General features: G+C 46.7%; 10 protein-coding genes. 8 read left to right on the forward strand and 2 right to left on the reverse strand.

The genetic code is table 11. The features are described from left to right. Nucleotides 1–264 precede the first annotated feature (264 nt). Entirely contained in the window at nt 265–6477 is a 6213-nt protein-coding gene (locus OU814_RS09965; protein WP_268182398.1) for an ATP-binding sensor histidine kinase, read from the forward strand. A gap of 50 nt (nt 6478–6527) precedes the next feature. On the opposite strand, the gene OU814_RS09970 is transcribed toward OU814_RS09965, so the two are convergent. Together OU814_RS09970 and OU814_RS09975 are read right to left on the reverse strand one after the other, a co-directional pair. Then, the gene (locus OU814_RS09970; protein ID WP_268182401.1) at nt 6528–10454 is read right to left on the reverse strand and encodes an AAA-like domain-containing protein; all 3927 of its coding nucleotides are present in this window, start codon (nt 10452–10454) and stop codon (nt 6528–6530) included. Between the two features lie 7 nt (nt 10455–10461). After that, the gene (locus tag OU814_RS09975) at nt 10462–11817 is read right to left on the reverse strand and encodes an AAA-like domain-containing protein (protein WP_268182403.1); all 1356 of its coding nucleotides are present in this window, start codon (nt 11815–11817) and stop codon (nt 10462–10464) included. A gap of 555 nt (nt 11818–12372) precedes the next feature. Between OU814_RS09975 and OU814_RS09980 the strand changes: the two genes are divergently transcribed. From OU814_RS09980 to OU814_RS10010, 7 genes are all read left to right on the forward strand, one after another. Then, nucleotides 12373–13002, forward strand: coding sequence for a hypothetical protein (locus tag OU814_RS09980; protein WP_197693296.1), 630 nt, complete (start codon nt 12373–12375; stop codon nt 13000–13002). A 75-nt stretch (nt 13003–13077) separates the two neighbouring features. Continuing rightward, on the forward strand, nt 13078–15048 hold the full coding sequence (locus OU814_RS09985; protein ID WP_268182406.1) for an alpha/beta fold hydrolase: 1971 nt from the start codon (nt 13078–13080) through the stop codon (nt 15046–15048). A gap of 19 nt (nt 15049–15067) precedes the next feature. Then, nucleotides 15068–15241: a hypothetical protein gene (locus OU814_RS09990; protein ID WP_268182409.1), complete on the forward strand. Its 174-nt coding sequence runs from the start codon at nt 15068–15070 to the stop codon at nt 15239–15241. A 94-nt stretch (nt 15242–15335) separates the two neighbouring features. Continuing rightward, nucleotides 15336–16397 carry a PrsW family glutamic-type intramembrane protease gene (locus OU814_RS09995; RefSeq protein WP_268182411.1) on the forward strand — a complete coding sequence of 354 codons (1062 nt, stop codon included), beginning with the start codon at nt 15336–15338 and terminating at the stop codon, nt 16395–16397. Between the two features lie 144 nt (nt 16398–16541). Further along, nucleotides 16542–17147 carry an SH3 domain-containing protein gene (locus OU814_RS10000; protein WP_268182414.1) on the forward strand — a complete coding sequence of 202 codons (606 nt, stop codon included), beginning with the start codon at nt 16542–16544 and terminating at the stop codon, nt 17145–17147. 65 nt (nt 17148–17212) lie between these two features. Beyond that, complete coding sequence (locus OU814_RS10005) at nt 17213–17911, forward strand: hypothetical protein (protein WP_268182416.1); 699 nt, start codon at nt 17213–17215, stop codon at nt 17909–17911. Nucleotides 17912–18063: 152 nt separating this feature from the next. Next, nucleotides 18064–19827, forward strand: coding sequence for a mechanosensitive ion channel family protein (locus OU814_RS10010; RefSeq protein WP_268182419.1), 1764 nt, complete (start codon nt 18064–18066; stop codon nt 19825–19827). Nucleotides 19828–19907 lie beyond the last annotated feature (80 nt).

Consider the following 19907-nt stretch of genomic DNA (forward strand, 5'->3'; position numbering starts at 1 on the left):
GGACAAAGCTCAGATGTCTGAACTTTGTCCATTTCTTTCATTGATAGACTGAACAATAGAGATGACCGTTTTCTTCAAAGTTCTCTTACAGTCTTAAAAATAAGGTGGAGTCGTCATTCCCGAGTCGATGCCGCCTTTCAGAAACTAGACATAGCTCAATTACTAAGGTGATCTTCAGCCCAACCCATAGATTATGCCTGTTGCTCGCGCCAAAGGTCAGGGGAAATCTAGAAAAAACCTAGATTTTTGAGCCGCATCCTTCCTATGGCACCAGCAACTCCTACCCATCCAACGCCTTTTCCAAGCCTTTCTGGCTATGAGATCGTGGAGCAGTTGTATGCTGGATCACGCACTCGGGTTTATCGCGCGGTGGAAGAGTCTAGCCAGCGTCCTGTCGTCCTGAAATTCCTACAGCAGGAGTATCCCACCTTCGACGATCTGTTGCATTTTCGCAATCAATACACGATCGCCAAAGCCCTCAACCTGCCAGGGGTGATTCGTCCCTATAGCCTTGAAGCCTATGGCAACAGCTATGTTTTAGTCATGGAAGACATTGGCGGGCTGTCCCTTCACGACTATGCCCGTCAGTCCGCGCTGTCCGTGTGTGAGGTCTTGACGATCGCGATACAACTGACCGAGATTCTGCACGATTTGCACCAGCAGCGGGTCATTTATAAAGACCTCAAGCCTGCAAATATTCTGATTCAGCCTACCTCGAAACAAGTCAAGCTGATCGATTTCAGCATCGCGTCACTCCTTCCTCGGGAAACCCAAGAAATCCAGAATCCGAACAGTTTAGAAGGAACGCTCGCTTACCTGTCTCCAGAGCAAACCGGGCGAATGAATCGGGGCATTGATTACCGCAGTGACTTCTATACTTTTGGAGCCACCTTGTACGAACTGTTGACCGGGCAGCTTCCATTTCAGTCCGATGACCCGATGGAACTCGTCTACAGTCATCTCGCTAAAGTCCCGAGTGCACCCCATGAACTCAATCCAGAGATCCCGATCACCGTGTCGGAAATCGTGCTGAAGCTCATGGCAAAAAATGCGGAAGACCGCTACCAAAGCGCCTTGGGTCTGAAGTATGACTTGGAAACTTGCCTACATCAACTGAAAGAAATCGGCACAGTGATACCTTTCGAGATTGGCACTCGCGATCTCAGCGATCGCTTCACCATTCCCGAAAAGCTCTATGGACGAGAAGCGGAAGTGCAAGACTTGCTCGATGCCTTCGATCGTGTTGCGCAGGGACAGACCGAATTAATGCTAGTCGCGGGATTCTCCGGAATTGGCAAAACTGCGGTCATCAACGAAGTGCATAAGCCGATTGTGCGACAACGCGGCTACTTCATCAAAGGCAAATTTGACCAATTCAATCGCAACATTCCCTTCTCTGCCTTTGTTCAAGCTTTCCGCGACTTGATGGCACAACTGCTCTCAGAATCAGATGAGCAACTGCACACCTGGAAATCCCGGATTCTTAAAGCTTTAGGCGAGAATGCTCAAGTCATTATTGAAGTGATTCCGGAACTCGAACGCATTCTTGGTGTGCAACCTCCTGCGCCAGAACTTTCTGGCACTGCGGCTCAGAATCGTTTTAATCTTCTGTTTCAGAAATTTATTCAGGTGTTTAGCACCTCAGAGCATCCTCTGGTTATGTTTCTGGATGACTTGCAGTGGGCAGATTCTGCTTCACTGAACTTTGTGAAGTTGTTAATGAGCCAAGCGAGTTCTGGCTATTTACTGATTCTGGGAGCTTATCGCGATAACGAAGTCTTCACAGCCCATCCCTTAATGCTGACCTTGGAAGAAATTCAGAAAGCACAAGCCACGATCAATAAAATTATCCTTGCTCCTCTGAGAGAAATGACGGTAAATCTGTTAGTGGCTGACACTTTGAGTTGCACTGATGACCTAGCACGTCCTCTCACGCAACTGATTTATCAAAAAACCCAAGGCAATCCCTTCTTTACGACGCAGTTTCTCAAAGCTCTTTATGAAGAGGGATGGATTACATTCCAGGCTAATTTGGGATACTGGCAATGTGATTTAGCATCAATGCGGCAGTTAACACTTACTGATGATGTCGTGGAATTCATGGCGCAGCAGTTGCAGAAGCTGCCTGTGGAGACGCAGACTGTGTTAAAGTTTGCCGCTTGCATTGGCAACCAATTTGACTTGAAAACCTTGGCAATCGTTGCAGAACAATCCTCGATCGAAACAGCAAGTCAGTTATGGAAGGCATTACAAGAAGGATTGATTCTCCCGATCAATGAAACCTACAAGTTCTTTCAATCGCAGGATCGAGATACGCAAGAGAACGAAGTTATTGTGATTTATAAATTCTTGCACGATCGAGTACAGCAAGCTGCTTATTCTCTCATTGCTGCTGGTCAGCAGCAGTCTACGCATCTAAAAATGGGGCAATTATTACTCCAGAATTCTTCTCAGCAGGAACGGGAAGACCGCCTCTTTGAAATTGCTAATCATCTTAATGTGGGCATTCCCTTGATCACACATCTGCCAGAACGGGAAAAACTGGCGGAGTTAAACGTAGCAGCGGGCCGCAAAGCGAAGACTTCGACAGCTTATGGAGCCTCGATCGCTTATCTGAGGATAGGAATTGAACTCTTGCCAGAAGCCGCGTGGGAGAGCCACTATCCACTAATGTTGGCACTGCATGAAGAAATTGCTGAAGCCAGCTATCTGAACACAGATTTTGAGCAGATGGAACAGTGGGCAGGCATCGTGTTGCACCATGCTAGAACTTTACTCGATACCATCAAAGTACAGCAAATCCGAATCATGGGAGCCAAAGTCCAAGGGCAATTCCTCGATTCAATCGCCGTTGGTTTACAGGTCTTAAAAGAATTAGGAATCGAATTTCCAGCCCAACCCACCCAAGCAGACATTGGACAAGCCTTTGGAGTAACGCGATCGCTTTGGGCAGATCAAGCACCTCAGCGTTTACTCGAACTGCCCGCAATGACTGATTCCCATCGATTAGCTACGATGGAAATCCTGACGGTATTGGTGTCTGCGGCTTACATGGCAGCACCGAACTTAATGCCCTTACTAATTTTCAAGCAAGTTGAATTATCCATCCAATTTGGGAACAGCCCGGTTTCTATCTTTACTTACGCAGACTACGGTTTGATTCTGAGTTGTGTGATCGGTGATATTGATAACGGGTATGAGTTTGGAGAGTTAGCGCTAAGTTTACTAGAACAACTACAAGCCAAACCCTTCAAGAGTCGTTCCTGGTATGTAGTTCATACTTACATCAAACATTGGAAAACCCATTTATCTAACATGCTTCCGCCTTTGCAGGAAGCATACCAGAGTGGGCTGGAAACTGGAGACATTGAATCCCTGAGCTTGAATGCAACAGCTTATTGTTATTACGCCTATCATGCAGGGCAGGACTTAGTCGATTTGGCTCCAACCTTGGAGGCTTACCGTCAAACGATTGCGCGATACAAACAGACATTCAGCCTACCCTACCAAGAGATCTATCAACAAACTGTTCTGAATTTACTAGGACAGACCGCAGTTCCTTATCGGCTCACTGGCGAGATTTTTCACCACGACCAATGTTTGCCTCAGCTAAAAGCGATGAATCATCGCGCTGCGTTGTTTATCTGGCACATTAACCAAACGATTCTTTACTATCTCTTTGAGAAAAATCGGGAGGCTATCGAAACCTCTGCCCAAACTGCCCAATACCTTGATGGCGGATTAGGAACGTTTATGGTTCCGCTCTACTCCTGGTTTGAGGCACTCATTCAACTGGCTCAAGTTTCAGAAGTTGCAGACGAAGAGCGTCAAACAATACTCCTCAAAGTGCAAGAGCATCAAGACCAATTGCACCATTGGGCAACCTTAGCCCCAATGAACCATCAACATCGTTGGGAACTGGTGGAAGCAGAACGATGTCGAGTTCTCGGCGATAAAACGAATGCGATCGAAGCTTACGATCGCGCGATCGCCATTGCCAAGGAAAATCGTTTTATTCAAGATGAAGCGCTTTCCAACGAACTGGCAGCAAAATTTTACCTCCACTGGGGCAAAGCCAAAATTGCTGCAAGTTACATACAGCAAGCATACTACTGCTACAGCCGTTGGGGAGCCAAAGCCAAAACAGCTGATCTGGAAACCCGATATCCAGATTTACTTCATCCAATTCTCCAGCCCGTGAGTCCAGTTTTCAATGTGCTCGAAACTCTTGCCCCAATTGCTTTACCACTTTCGATCCATCCCGCTACTAGTTCAAATCATTCTTCTGAGATGAGCGTTAATCTCACGCTAGACTTTAACGCGATCCTCAGGACATCCCAAAGCCTGTCAGGAACTATTCAACTCGATGACTTACTTCATCAACTGACGCAAGTGATTCTGCAATACTCAGGCAGCGATCTCTGTGCAGTACTCTTACCCGATCAAGCGGGAGACTGGATTGTAAAAGCGATCGCCACAGCTGACGCGACAGCACTTCGTACAGAACCCTTAGCGGATCATGCTCATCTGCCGATTAAACTGATTCAGTATGTCAAACGCACCCAAGATATGGTGCTGATTGACAATTGCGACACAGAGTTACCCGTAATTGATGAATATTTGAGCAAACATCAGCCAAAAAGTGTCCTCTGCGTGCCCATCCTGAATCGGGGAAATTTGATCAGCATGGTCTACCTAGAAAATCGCTCCACGAGTGGCGTGTTTACGCGCGATCGCTTGCTCCTGCTCAATTTTCTCTGTACTCAGGCAGCAATTTCTTTAGAGAATGCGCGTCTTTACCAAGCATCTCAAGTCTACGGACAACAGCTAGAACAGTCTTTAGAACAGTTAAAAGTCAGTGAAACCCGCTTCCAGAAGCTTGCAGATAATATTCCAGGGTTAATCTATCAGATTCGGATTCAGCCTGATGGCACATCATCGATACCTTATGTAAGTTCAGGCTGCCAAACTCTGTATGAGGTCGCAGCAGAAGATCTGATGAGTGGGAAGTATAGCCTGCGAGAGTTTGAACACCCCGACGATCAAGAAGGAGTTTTTCAAGCTGTACTAGCGTCTGCTCAGAATCTCACACCATTTCGGCATGAGTGGCGCATCATAACACCGACTGGCGCCATGAAGTGGGTACAAGCGATTTCTCAACCCGAGCGTCGGGAGGATGGCGAAGTCGTTTGGGATGGCATTGTGATTGACATTAGCGATCGCAAAAAGGTTGAAGCAGAGCAAGCAAGGTTACTCGCCATTTTAGAGAGTACCTCAGACTTTATTGGCACCGCTGATCCGGAAGGACGAATTCTTTACGTGAACCGGGCTTGGCGCAATCTGTTGCATCTCGATCGAACAGAAACGAATATTGCTGATCACCACCCTGCTTGGGCAATCGAGATCATTGCGAATCAAGCCTTGCCTGAAGCTGTCCGCTCGGGGATGTGGATCGGTGAAACAGCCGTACTCGATAAAACTGGACAGGAGATTCCGATTTCTCAAGTGGTGCTTGCCCACAAATCGAGTCATGGGGAAGTTGAGTACTTCTCGACAATGGCGCGAGATATTAGCGATCGCAAACGGGCTGAAAATGCGGTTTTGCAAAAATCTCAGGAACTTGAACAAGCCTTAGCCAAATTGCAAAATGCTCAACTCCAAATGGTGCAAAGCGAAAAAATGGCATCCTTAGGCAACCTAGTCGCTGGAGTCGCTCACGAAATCAACAACCCGATCGGCTTTCTCAATGGCAGTATCAGAAATGCCAGCGATTATGTGCAAGATGTCTTCGGACACCTAGCACTGTATCAACAACATTATTCCGACCCAGCTGCACCCATTCAAGACAATGCGGAAGACATTGATTTGAAGTTTATCTACGAGGACTTGCCGAAGGTACTGAACTCAATGAGAGGTGCCGTCGATCGCATTAAGTCAATTAGTAATAGTCTTCGCACGTTCTCGCGCGCCGATACCGAGCATAAAGTCTGTGCTGACCTGCATGAAGGCATCGACAGCACGTTGCTCATCTTGAAATATCGCCTCAAAGCAAATGATGCTCGCCCAGCGATTCAAGTTATTCAAGAGTATGGAACATTACCGGCTGTTGAGTGCTTTCCTGGACAATTGAATCAAGTGTTCATGAATATCTTGGCAAACGCGATCGATATGTTTGATGAAATGGCACAAGGCTTCTCTTATGCTGAATTAGAAGCCAACCCGCAACGTATTGAGATTCAGACCGCCATCGTAGGCAATCACGTCGAAATTCGGATTCGGGATAATGGCAAGGGTATGAGCGAAGTGGTGAAAGAAAGAATCTTTGACCATTTATTCACCACAAAAGGTGTTGGAAAAGGAACCGGCTTGGGGTTAGCGATCGCCCGTCAAATTGTGGAGGAAAAACATGGAGGTCAGATTTTAGTCAACTCCAGTTTGGGGGCGGGAACTGAATTCCTGATCCAACTGCCTGCATAGATAGTTATCGACGATTATCCAAATTCATCATTCATCTGTAGTCAAACAATTTAATTTTGACACAGAGATTGTCGATCGTTCAACTCTGACTGACTCCGCAAATAGTCGCGCACTCGGATGCAACTCGCGTTCAAGATCTGATCGGTCTTGAGCACTCGATCAAGCCGCCATAAAATCACTGCTCGATCAAGTCCAGCAGAAGCGAGGAATGCACTGCTCGTTGGGGTTGCTGGATAAAACGTCACATCTAAGGCTCTGTCTTCATGTCCTTCGAGTGTGGTGAGTAGTGTTCCATCCAGTTTCCAGAGTTTGATGGTTTTGTCCCAACTTGCAGAAGCGATAACTGTTCCCCATTCAGCAGGCAGTCCAGCGTTCGGTGGAATAAAGGTGATTGAATTGACGCGATCGTGATGTCCTTTCAAGGTGCGAATTAAGCTTCCATTCGATGACCAGAGTTTAATCGTACTGTCTTCGCCGGCTGTTGCTAGGATTTGAGCATCGGGACTAAAGGCGACATCCCAAAGATTGCCTTGCTGTCCGTTAAATTTGAGTTGAGGGCGGGGAGTAAATTGCCCGTTAGCGTTGCGCTGCCAGAGCCGGATGAATTCGTCTCGACCAACGGTTGCAAGCCATTGGTTATTTGAGCTAAAAGCGACAGCGTTAATGCGATCGGTGAGTTTATCAGACAACTCTCGACTTTTTTCTAAAGCTTGAATCAAGTTGCCATCGCGGTTCCAGAGTTTGATGGTTCCGTCCCAACCTACAGCAGCAATTTCTTCGCCAGTCGGATTAAACGTCAGACCAAATGTTGCGGCTGTGTGAGCCTTGACTGTGCGGAGAAGTTTGCCCTCTTTGCTCCAAAACGTCAGCGTACCATCATCGCTTCCCGCAATGATCGTTTGTCCATTTGGACTGAAATCAACTGCCCAAACCTCCCCATGTTCTGAAGGGAGACGCTGCAACAGTTGACCGCTTTGGGTCCAACGCTTGATCGTGCCATCCGATCCAGAGGAAATGATAGTTTGTCCATCGGGGCTGAATTTGACGCTCCAGACTGAGGCGCGATGTCCGCGCAAGATAGTGACAAAATCAGACGAGAGTTGCCAGACTCGAATCAGATCATCTTCACCGCCAGAGAAAAGCTGTTGTCCATCGGGACTGAATGCGATCGACAAAGTACCGCTAGGATGCCCAGGTAAAGTTCTCAGTAGCGTTCCATTCATATCCCATAACTTGATCATACTGTCCCAACTGCCAGACGCTAGCATTCGTCCATCGGGACTGAAGACTAGACTATCCACTGCATTACGATGCTCAGAAGTAGTATTGATCAGCTTACCTTCGTTGTTCCACCAGAGAATATTGCCGTACCAATCGCCTGCAACAAGCAGTTTACTATCCGGGCTAAAAGCTAGACCCACGAGACGGTTTTCGCCTTCATTCGAGACAACTGGATTTTTTAATGTGCGAATTTTGCTGCCCTCTGAGTTCCAAACAATCACAGTGTTATCTGCACCCGCGCTCGCGATCGATTTCCCGTCGGGGCTAAATTTTACTTCCCACACAGTTGCTTGATGTCCAGTTAAAGTACGAATCAGCTTGCCATCGAAGCTCCAGATTTTGATGAGATTACCCGTTGCTGCGGCAATCTGTTGTCCATCCGGGCTGATGTCGATCGACATTATGAGCTTGTCGCTTCCCTTAAAAACTGCAATCGGCTTACCGTCTTGACTGCTCCACAATCGCACTGTTCCGTCATCTAGTCCCGTAATTAGAACTTGTCCATCTCGGCTAAACAGGACTTTTTGAGCCTTCTCTGGAATGGTGGCGAGTTGAGTGCCGTCAGCTTTCCACAAAATAATAGATGGTCGATCGTGGGTTGTGGCAACGCCTTGCCCATCGGGACTGACTGCAACACCTCGAACTCTGCCTTTATCCGGAGCAAATCGGTTACGCTCAACTGCTTGAAAAGCAGAGCGGCGAAGCTCTCGATCAACTTGAGCAGTAAGCTCAACAGGGGCATTCTGTAACTGATTCAGTTGAGTATGTGCTCTGATAGCAGTGATCAGGGCATCTAAGCGATCGCCAGAGGCAAATTGAGCTTCTGAAAGATTTGCGATCGCTTCGATTTCGCGCAGAGTCGCTTCGTGTTTTTGGGCAAAGGCATAGAGTCCGAGTCCACTCGCAATCACAAAGGCGATGCTAATTGTTCCGAGCAGCCATTTTTGCAGACGACCCGCGCGTTGCTCTTGATGAAGTCGTTTTTCCACTTCTTGCAAGCGTCGAACTTCTTCTTCTCGTTTGAGCGTATCCAAGTCTGTGCTGGTTCCGAACCATTTTACAACCTGCCCATTGCTATCTCGAATCGGAATCGCTCGATTCAGAAACCAACGATAGTTTCCAGTCGCATCTTGTATTCTCAGTTGGATTTCGTAAGGTTCCCCGGTTGCAAGAGAATGCGTCCAAGCTGTAAGACTCTGCTCTCGATCGTCGGGATGAATAACATCCAATCGCTTCCAATCTGCGACTTCAGAAAACAAGCGCCCAGAGAAAATACTTCCTTGCTGATTCGTGTAAGACAAGGTGCCATCAGGTTCCACAATCCACACAATTTGAGGAACCGCTTCTGCAAGTTGCCGAAAAAATCGTTCGCTTTCTCGCTGAGTTTCTAGCTCTTGCTGAATGCGCTGCCGTTCTGCATCTTGGCTTGCAGCGATAAACTGATAGTCCAAATCACTGAGACTTTTGTTGTGTGCCCACTGCTGTACGTCGAGCAACATTCGCCCTTGTAAAAGATAGGTCGAATCAGTTCGAGCAGAAGCAATCCAGCCGTTAATCGCATTGGCATAGGGGCGTAGGGTACTGAATTGTTGATTGACCCATTTCAGGTCAAAAACTTGCTGATAGATTGGATTTTTGATCGCCAGTAAATTCCCTTGCCGAACAACCAAGCCTGAGAGTAATAGTTCGATCTGCTCTCGACTATCATCTAGGAGAATTGCCTCGCCTTGTAAAAGTTGTTGATAGATGCCTAATAGTCGTCCAGTGCGATTCTCATTCCAGAATAGTCGATCTCGAATCGTTCTCAAATGTACAGGTTCGTCATGGGCTTCCCAATTGTCTAGAAGATGGGCTTTGACTAATTCATCGACCCAAAAGGATTCCATACCGGGGGGAATCTGAAGCGAAGTTGCTTGCTCGATCGTATCAATGACTCGTTGACAGAGCTTTTGCGTGAGAAAGGGTTGTCCTTTTGTCCAGTGCAGAATCGCTTGCAGAACCGAGATCGGATGATCGATCGCAGATTGCAGTCCCGTTGCCAGTGGGATTGCTTCTTCTGAAGTAAATCCATCCAGTTGAATTGCGCGACCGATATTGAAAGGCGTGCGCTGCTTGTCGGCGATCAGATCCGCAGGAGTCGCTACCCCAAACAGAGCAATATTAAAGCGCTGATATCGAACATCATGCGATCGCTGATTGTAGCAAGAGCGAATCCAGGCAAAGAAATCATCGACCGGAAACTCTAAGCTAAGTAAGCTATCAATCTCGTCAATAAAGATATAAATCGGTGCAGTTGCAAACTCTGCAAATAGAATCTCTTCAATAAAAGCAGTTAAGCATTGAATGAGCGGTAAATCGGCATGAGCCGCAAACCATTCTCGATAGTTGACTTGATTCAATCGCTGAAAGCTCTGGAGCAGACTTACAATAATGCCGTAATACCATTGCTTCGGAGTCAGTCGATCGCTGCCTAATCGACTCATATCTAGATAAGCGCACTCTGCTCCAGCTTGTTGAAGTTGTTGTTTAACGCGCACGAGCAGCGATGATTTTCCCATCTGCCGCGCATTGAATACATAGCAAAATTCCCCTGCTTGCAGTGCCCGATAGAGTTCAAGATCAGCTTGTCGAACAACATAGGTCGGAGCATCTGCCTGAAGGCTACCACCCACTTTATAGTGAAATGAGTTTGTCATGCAGGGATTAATTCAGTAAATAAGTTTGAAACGCAGTTCGATAGAGTTCACAACTCAGTTTCCATCCACCCGATGTAGGCTGAATCAGTCCAATTCCCTCTAGTTTGTAGGCAAAGATTGGATCAAGATGGATTGCATCTGTTCCTTGTACCAGGGGAGCAAGGCGTTCTGTCCACTGTGCATTTCCATTCACTTGAGCAAGCAGGCGCTGAAGATGATTTCGATAAATTCCCTTTAAAGTACAAGCAGATTGTAGTAATTCGTCGAATGTCATGCCCTGATTCAGATGATAGAGAGCAAGACTGACTAAAGCAGGGTTGCCGCCGCTGAGTGCCAGGATACGATCGCAATCTTGCTCACTCCAACTGACCGAATAAAGCTGAGCCAGAGTTTGCACTTGTTCTTGGTTAAACTCTGGCAGCGTTAAAGGTAGCCCAACATTGAATGGGGATTGATTGATGTCTAACGGTAGGTAAGCATCGGTTGAATAGGCAACGACGAGCCGAAGTTGTTGCCAGACTTCATCGTGCTGGGCTTCTTCGTGCCACGATCGTAGTAAAGGCAGAAAGTTTCTCGCAGTATCAGCGTATTCAAAGACCTGCTCAACTTCATTAATAATCAGAACCAGTGGACGGTGTAACTGCGGTAGAACTGTCTCTCGCAGATACAGGGTTGTGCTGAGCTTACTTCCAAGTAGCTCATCCCAGTATTGATCCTGACTAGAATCCAACTTTAGCTTGAGCGCTAGCACTGCACGAAACCAGCGAAAAAAGGCGTGAGAATCTGCAAGCGCTTCTGTATCTGCCTGCTGAAGATTGATCGAAACCGTTGCGTATCCAAGTTGATTGCAGTGATGTAAGAGCCGCAAGAGCAGCGAAGTTTTGCCAAAACCACTAGGAGCTTTGATGCGAAGCACACAACTCGGCTGTACGATTTCATGCAAGGCGCGATCGTCTACCTCCGGACGACTCACATAGCGCGGTGAATCAACTGGAAGCGAACCACTTGGATAGGGGATCTGCACGATCGTCGAAGCAGTACTAGCCCAAGATTGAATCTCTTTTGCTTCAACCTCATCCGAATCGATTTGTAGATCGCCATCGAGGAGATCCAGCTTAAATGCGTTAAATAGTAAATGTAGAATTCTGCGATCGATGCCAGATTTAGATGCCCACAAACGGCTCAAAGTACTAGTCGAAATTCCAGTTCGCTTGCTTAACTCTTCGACTGTGAATCGCTTTCCAGCATTCTCTGAGGCTTCTACAATCTGAATCGCCTGATTCAATCGTCGCAAACCACTTGGACTGAGAGAGATTCCACGCTTTCGCTTCGTGCTCGATTTAGGGTTGGGGGTCGAGGTCATGGGCAGCTAGGAAGGGAAAGAATCGAGGTGCGATCGTCGATTAATTTTCTATGCTCAAGACTAGCATGGACAGTCGGTTAAAACTAGATTGGTATTTATAACTTAACTGACTTAACTGATAGATTCAGTCTATTTCTACGATAGAAGTTTGTCTCTTATCGTCGCGCTAACTTCAATTAGAAATTCAAGATTTTCTTTAGAATTAATTAACTGATTTATTCTGGCTAATTGTCGGTTAATCTCAGTATTTTCTGACTGATTTGATTTAAATAGTAAAGGGATATTGTTATCTGAAGCAGAAAAACTCGCCTCCTCTAATTTAGGGAAGTTATAAATCCTACATAAGAGAGTTGACACTCTATCTTCTGAACATTTCTTGGCTTATGATGCTTTTAGTTTAATTCGCTTAGTAGTTGCAATAACCTCGCGCGTACAGCCAGTTCAGCAATCAATTAAGCTCCGATTTATTCTTCTAAAATCAGGCGCTACTAAGCGCAATTAATGTACGATTTCTTGCTCTCCACATTCCAATAATAACTAGGGGGCTTTCTTGAAATGAGGCTTAAAAATTCTCTTCTAGCAGTAGCAGTCTCGATCGCATCTCTCAGTCCTGCAATGACTGCAAAAGCGGACACTGTGAATGCTCGTTGCGATGTTTATCCAAAAGGAGAAGATCGCGCAAAATCTTCCGGCGCTTGTACCTTTTCACAACGACAAGGCTTTGTCAGCATTCAACTTAAGAACGGCAGACGCTATGAACTACGTCCGCGAGGAAATCAGCCTGGTACCTATCTCGACCAAAACGGTCGCGCTGCTTATCGGCAATCGGGACTCGGCAACAAAGGACAAATCTATCGCCTTGCAAATGAGTCAATTTACGTTTATTGGATTCCCACTGCATCTCCTAAACCCAAGCCTGCAAATCCGAATACGATGCAATCTGCAACTCCAATCACCCAAATGACTTCTCGCAACGCAAACGAGATAGCAGCAACCATTACAGAAGCAGAGTTCAAGTTCTCTGGTATCTTGAAGCGCACCTCTGGCAATATGTTTGTGGGATCGGATGGACGGGTGCGAGTCATGTACGATCGCGGTACTGCAAGAGTCGTCATCATCAATGAAGTAACCGGAACTGAGTTTTATAACTATCAGTTCTCGGATGTCAATGAAGGCGGCTTGTAGATCTTAGTGTCGATCGCGAGTTCTGAATGCCCCACGAACTCGCGATCGCATTATCGAAAACTAGAAGTTTAAACTATGATGAAACGTTTCTTGAAGGCGCTTTTGTTGAACTACGCCCTAGTTCCGATTGTGGTTCTTGCTCAGGCTGCCTCTGGGCAAACTCAGCAGCTTACTGTGAAGCCAATTCGCAATACTCAGATTCCTTGCCCAACCCCGATCAATCCGGATGAAATCGAAGGAAAAACCACTATTTGTGGTGTAGTTACTGTTCCCGAAAACTACAGTAAACCTAACGGGCGGCAAATCGAGCTAACTTACGCGCTCTTGCGAAGTAAAAGTCTCACGCCCCAACCTGATCCCCTAATCGTCTTGCACGGAGGGCCAGGCGGGAGTGATATTTCAGCGCTATCATTCTTTACTCAGGCTCATAACCATCAGCGTCAGACCCGCGATGTGATTCTGTTTGACCAACGCGGATCACAATATTCTGGCGATTTAGCTTGTTCCCAAACCCTCAATATCATTGCACAGGTGCTCACGGTTCCAGGCAGCCCGTGGAAAAAGAAGTTTGAAACGTTTGCTACAAAATTCAAAAACGAGCTTGATCCGACAGGTGAATCTTTGGCACAGTTCGCGCTCTGTTCTAATGTTCTAGAACTGCACGGGAATGATCTCACTCAGTACAACACCTCCAACAACGCGAAAGATGTCGTCAGCCTTGCTTCGGCTCTAGGATACGATCAAGTCAATCTCTATGGGATCTCTTACGGAACTTACTTGGCGATGCGCGTCATGCGGGATCATCCTCAACGGGTTCGCAGCGTGATCCTAGACTCTACTATTCCACCCAATATCAAGAAGTACGAAGCTAATCCGCTTGACCTTGAAGTGGTAACCCTTAACTTGATTGAGGATTGCCAGAAAGATGCAGTGTGCGATCGAGCCTATCCAAACCTCAAAGCCCGCACGATCGCACTGCTCAAATCCCTTGATAAAAAGCCGATCCCAATACCTAAACAGAATTTTAAGTCAGACAAACCGATTCCAGAGAGTGTTACCCCTGATGCCTTTGCCGATCTGATCACTTCGCTCAATACAGATGCAGACAATCGAATTCGTAACTATGTGCCCTTGATCATCTCTGAATTAGAGCAGGGAGTCACGACAACATATGTCGGGGTTGTATCAGGCAGCATCTTTAAAACCCCTGCAACCAAGCTCATCCCCATTGGTGAACCTCAGAATTTGATCGCTAAATCAGATAAATTAAGGGCAGAGGCTCGAAAGCTACTGACTCAAAGAATTCAGTTAGCAGAATCACAACGACCTTCTCGAAAGTGGGTGAAGCAAGTCCTAGATGCGATCGAGACTTTGCCAGAAGCAGACCGCACCATTGCTAGAGGCAATTTTTACGGAGTAGGCTTTCTCAAGGGACAGCCGCGCGATCGCAATACCTTGATTGCCTCGATCGCCGAAATCTTTCCCAAACAGATGAGAGAGCCGTTAACTCAGCCTTTGAGAACGCTGCCCGATGCAGAAATTCGTCACACTTATGAGATCATTTCAGGGATTCTGACTTCAACATCTTCTGTAGATCACGGGATAGCTCAGGGATCCTTTCGCTCAATGGACTGTCAGGATATGATTGCAGGCAATGATCCCGCCCGGAGTGCTGCGGTGTCCAAAGCAATGGAAATGCCTGAATTGGGACGAGCGCGAGTCGATGCAGGCAGGGCAGCTTATGCGATCTGTCAGTTCTGGTCAGTCAAACCTGCTGCCTTCGCTGGCGTACTCAAGAGCAACATTCCAACTCTCGTGCTACAGAGTCGCTATGATAGCCAAACCCCAACCCTAATCGGCAAGGAGGCAACCGCGGGATTAGCCAACGGCACTTACCTAGAATTTCCGAATGGTGGGCATGGTGCATTGTTATTTTCGCAGTGTGCGCGAGATGCTGGGGCTGCCTTTGTCAATAATCCGGTTCGTCCTCCCAAAGCGGAATGTAGAGAGGATTTGAAGCCTAAGTTTGTTCTCCCATCTCGATAATAGGAGTGTTCTGCACGTCATGGAGCATCCTGCTCAGGTCAATGTCAAAGTTCGGGATCTGATCTTAGACTATGCGCTGGGAGCCTCGATCGTTGCATTGCTCCCGATTCCACACATTGATGTTCTCAAAGCGATCGCGCTGATTGTTCTCAATCTTTTCCTGATTCTCATTCTTTACCTGCTCAATGACTAGGATGATTACTCTAATCGATCCGGTGGTCAAAGACTACCTGCTGTACAATTCTCGCTGGCGATCGCCTTGCTGACAGGCGATCTTATTGGGGATCATGGTCGTCGTATCGGTGCTAGCGTGTTTCGGTCTCTACGCAACCAACAACCCATTTTCCGTTTGGCTTTGGGTTCCCTATGCTGCCGCAGGCTCGATTTTGGGCTATTTCCTACTTGCTTTTCTAGATCGAGAGCGGCGCGTTCGCTTCTTTCATTTCCTCACCATCACCAGTGTTGTGTTCATCACTGCTCCTGCTGCTGCATTCTTTAACGATCGATCTCCTTTTCCAAGGGTAACCGTTGGATTTGTCGAGGAGGGGCTAAAAATTTTACCCGTCCTCTTGTTAGCAATTTACATCCCGAACCTGATCCGGACTCGAAAAGACGGTATCGTTTATGGAGCGCTAGCAGGGATGGGCTTTAACGTTATCGAGATAGGAGCCTATATCGCTGATTTGATCCATAAATCTCCTGTGTTGGATGTTATGGTTCAACAATCGACGCGCTTCGGATTGTGGGGATTAGGCACTCACATTATCTGGTCGGCTTTTATCGGAATGGGAATCGGGTTCGCAGCAGAGTCAACACAGCGTGGATGGCACAAGTGGAAACGATTTGTTCTATTTTATTTGCTCGTTGCTGTGATGCACAGCGCCTATGATCTGGGTCTGCTTATTGTTGGCATGATGCTTATTGCTAATGCTGTGGCTTTCTTGCGAGGCATTCCTGTAGACCTTAGCAGCACAAGTCAGATGTATAGTCCGATATGGGAAGGAATGCGATATGGGGCATACATCTACAACATTGTTTTAATCATTATTCTAGTGGTACAAATCAGACGATCGTTTCGGTTGGAGAACAGACTGCAAGCGGCCGAGCTGTCTACTGAAGAATTGACTGTGGTTCCAGAAGAAGAGTTGAAAAAAGTCATGAGCGAACGACTGTTCTTTAAGCGAAAGTATCAGAACTTTCCAAAAGCGCTCGGATCAAAGATGGTACTTTACCAGAATCTATTAGCAATGCAGAAACACACAGCAACACAGTTCGGGCTTCGCATAGACGAAGTAGAGCCTGTTAGCAGACTACGAAATGCAATTCGATCGCTCAGGACAAATCATTGATTCTTGTTCACAAAGGCAGTTTGAGCGATTTGATCATTCTTCAGATTTTCTCCATGTTCAACAGTCTCAGCATGTCCGTAACATGATTCTTAGCTTCAGCAATGTAGACCAGTTTGAAACATCATTTTTAGGAGTGTCATTCCAATGAAACGAAACCTAATTTTACTGTTAACCACGATCGCTTCCGCTAGTTTTGCTGTACCTGCTAAAGCTGATACTGTAAATGCCCGTTGCGAATACTATCCAAATGGACAAAGTAAAGCAACCGTTTCAATGTCTTGTAAGTTCTCTCAACGGCAGGGCAATATTTCCATCGAATGGGCAGATGGAATCCGCAATGAGTTTACACCGACTGGAAGCAGCCCTGGTAACTTTGTCGATCAAAGAGGTGGTGCTGTTTATCGTCAGTCAGGACTGGGAGACAAAGGGCAGATTTTCAAACTGCCTAGCGGTTTGGTCTATGTGTACTGGAGCACAGCTTCTACAACCATCCGACCTGCACCCGCGGCTCCAAGAGGCATTAGTACACTAAAAGCCAGCAGTGCGAATGCTCAGATTAATGTGCGATCGCAGCCAACAGTCAACTCCAGTTCACCGAGCTATGGAGTTCCAGGCGACAAGGTGACTGTGCTTCAGTGCGTACAGAATAAAGATACTCCTGGTAGCGACCTGAATTGGTGCAAGGTGCAATTTGTTCAATCTAAGTCAATTGGCTGGGTTCGCAGTGACTTCATCCTCTTCGCAGAATAGCGCAGCAGTCAATCTCCTGCAAAAAATCAACAAACTGTCCAAATCAATTGGTTTTAAGATAATCCATGAAATCCTCGAAAATCCTAGCTCCTATCTTCCTCAGCTTACTCGCTCTTACTGGGGCAAGTTCTGCTAGTGCTCAAGCCGTGATTGACACGTTAGATAATGGGAATTTAAGCGTCACTGGGATGAGACCCAGAAGTGGATGTACTGTCCTGTTTAATCCCCAAGGCAAACGCCTGCAAAATGGTCGCTCCTGTAATTCGCGAGACATCAGTGAAGCTCAGTCCGCGATCGACACCTATCTGCGAGAACAAGGCAGTCCGACCCATGAAAATAGCGACTCAGCGCGGCGAGGTCTGACACTGATCTGCTACGGCGAAGGTCGCAAGCCTAGCGTTGAAAGCCGCACTGGTTATGAATGGAGCGATCGCCGCCACCGATTTGTCCGACGCGATCGCATTGAGGCATCTACAGCCGACTTCGATTCTGAGGTGCAAGTCGAGGTTCGCAATCAGAAGGGAAAAATCCATTTGACCGGAAAGCTTGTCCCACCGATTCACGCAGGCGGGAAAGATGGATGGTGGAACCTCGATGACCTCAAAATCACCTCTGATCAGATTACGGGAAGATACAGACTGAATGGACTGAACAAACCGCGCGTTACTATCGATCGGCGGAGTGGTCAAATTGCAATTGATGGAATCGAACGTTTCCGGGGAATCTGTGACTCAGGAGATTGGAACAGCAGAAACCGATTTTAGATCGCTGTGCAATGGTCTTGTTACCCTAGCTTTCGTCAAAATGCCGAAGGTAACAAGTCTCAGATCTCCATCGAATTGAGTCGAGAGCGGTTGCATTACAGCGCAATTCGTAGTTTAGTTCCATAGCGGGGGTAAATCTGTAGGAGCTATCTATGCGTAGACTGTTTCGTTCTTCTCTGATTCACTTTGTTTTAGTCAGTGCCTTCACCTTCAGCTTAGTTCTTGGCTGGACTCCGTTCGCTCAGAGTCAACTACCCCCATTGCCAACGAATTCTGCCAATTCTTCGTTCACTCTACCTGATGGGGTAAATCGCTATGGGGAATATGAAACGGCTGCGATTCGATCGCCTTTAGATAGCAAAGTCTTATTTGAGGTAACTTCACCCACGATTCTGAATCGAGACAAAGTTCCAGACGATAAACTACCGATCGAGATTCGAGCCAGTGAGGTGAATGAGCGGTTGTGGCGAGTATTATCTCGAACAATTGAGGCGAAACAGCCTCCAACAGTAGCGATCTCAACTTTGAATAAACACCTAATCCTTCAGATTAGTGACGGTCAATCTACTCGCCCGATTCGATTAGTAACAGTGACAGAACCGGATGCTGACTTCAATGGAAAACCTCTGGACGAATTAGCAGAAGAGTGGAAAAAAATTCTTCAAGCTGAAATGGTTCGGTTCAAGCAGATGACCGCACCAGAAGTCTTACAGCAACGCATTGGACAAGCATCACAAATCTTACTGGGATTGCTGGTGTCGAGTGGAGTGATTTGGTTACTGCGGCGAGGTCTAACTCATCAGCAAAACTTAATAGAAACTCGGTATCAGCAACAATTAGACGCGCTTGTAGAAGAAGAAAAAGCGCAGCAATCAGAGATCCCCGAAGAAACAGAAGCAAGAGAAATTGCAAATCTACGATCGCGGTTTTTAGCAACTTTGCAACATCAATTTAGCCTAAAGCGGCGATTAGACTTTAACAAGTTTCTCAAATGGGCGCTGCTGTGGATATTCATCCTGATGTGGTATGTCGGCATTGCTCATATCCTGTCGATCGTTCCCGTTTTGATGAGGTGGGGCTTTTACTTATGGGCAACGCCTGTCGCACTCTTAATTCTCTGGTTTGGCATCAGTTTAGCGATCCGAATCAGCAAAAGTTTAATTGATCGCTTGATGCACTCTTGGAAACAGAGTTCGCTGCTTCCGTTAGGAGAAGCTCAACGGGTCGTCATGAGAAGTACGACGATCGCGGAAGCCTTGAAAGGACTAATTACTTTTGCTTTAGTCATGGTTGGAATCATCTGGACACTGAATCTATTCAGCGTTCCGACGAGTTCAATTTTGGCGGGAGGCGCAGTCATTGGTTTGGCGATTTCTTTTGGGTCTCAAAGTCTGATTAAAGATCTCGTCAATGGTTGCTTGATTTTAGTGGAAGATCAATTTGCGGTCGGAGATGTGATTCAAATTGATCAGCAGAGCGGTTTGGTAGAAAATCTCAATTTGCGGGTAACTCAACTGCGAAATAGCGAAGGTCACCTAATTACAATTCCGAACAGCACGATCGCAAATGTTTGTAATCTCACCCGTCTCTGGTCACGGATTGATTTTTCGATCGTAGTTGCTTATGAAAACGACCCCAAACGAGTGCTTGATGTCCTAAAGCAAGTTTCACAGCAAATGTATGATGATCCCCAATGGCGCGATCGCATACCCGAACTGCCTGAAGTCTTAGGAATCGATGATCTCTCGCATACCGGAATGCTCGTGCGCGTTTGGATTAAAACAGCCCCAATGGAACAATGGAGCGTTGGGCGAGAATTTCGATTACGAGTTCGGCAAGCTTTTGAAGCGAATCAAATTCAGATTGGCAAACCTCAATTGATCACTTATCACACAGATTTCAACAAAATTTCCTAACCTGGAGCATGATTTCGCTCATCATCGCCGGAGCAGAACAGGTCTGTTGAACTCATGATGAGGGCAAACTGCCCCCACCA

Source organism: Leptolyngbya sp. GGD (assembly GCF_026735145.1).
In the GTDB taxonomy this organism is placed as follows: domain Bacteria; phylum Cyanobacteriota; class Cyanobacteriia; order Leptolyngbyales; family Leptolyngbyaceae; genus Leptolyngbya; species Leptolyngbya boryana.

Bases quoted from the DNA above. Each gene is read 5' to 3' on its own strand.
- OU814_RS09965 (WP_268182398.1), top strand. From the start codon at position 265: ATGGCACCAGCAACTCCTACCCATCCAACGCCTTTTCCAAGCCTTTCT.
- OU814_RS09970 (WP_268182401.1), bottom strand. From the start codon at position 10,454: ATGACAAACTCATTTCACTATAAAGTGGGTGGTAGCCTTCAGGCAGAT.
- OU814_RS09975 (WP_268182403.1), bottom strand. From the start codon at position 11,817: ATGACCTCGACCCCCAACCCTAAATCGAGCACGAAGCGAAAGCGTGGA.
- OU814_RS09980 (WP_197693296.1), top strand. From the start codon at position 12,373: ATGAGGCTTAAAAATTCTCTTCTAGCAGTAGCAGTCTCGATCGCATCT.
- OU814_RS09985 (WP_268182406.1), top strand. From the start codon at position 13,078: ATGATGAAACGTTTCTTGAAGGCGCTTTTGTTGAACTACGCCCTAGTT.
- OU814_RS09990 (WP_268182409.1), top strand. From the start codon at position 15,068: ATGGAGCATCCTGCTCAGGTCAATGTCAAAGTTCGGGATCTGATCTTA.
- OU814_RS09995 (WP_268182411.1), top strand. From the start codon at position 15,336: ATGGTCGTCGTATCGGTGCTAGCGTGTTTCGGTCTCTACGCAACCAAC.
- OU814_RS10000 (WP_268182414.1), top strand. From the start codon at position 16,542: ATGAAACGAAACCTAATTTTACTGTTAACCACGATCGCTTCCGCTAGT.
- OU814_RS10005 (WP_268182416.1), top strand. From the start codon at position 17,213: ATGAAATCCTCGAAAATCCTAGCTCCTATCTTCCTCAGCTTACTCGCT.
- OU814_RS10010 (WP_268182419.1), top strand. From the start codon at position 18,064: ATGCGTAGACTGTTTCGTTCTTCTCTGATTCACTTTGTTTTAGTCAGT.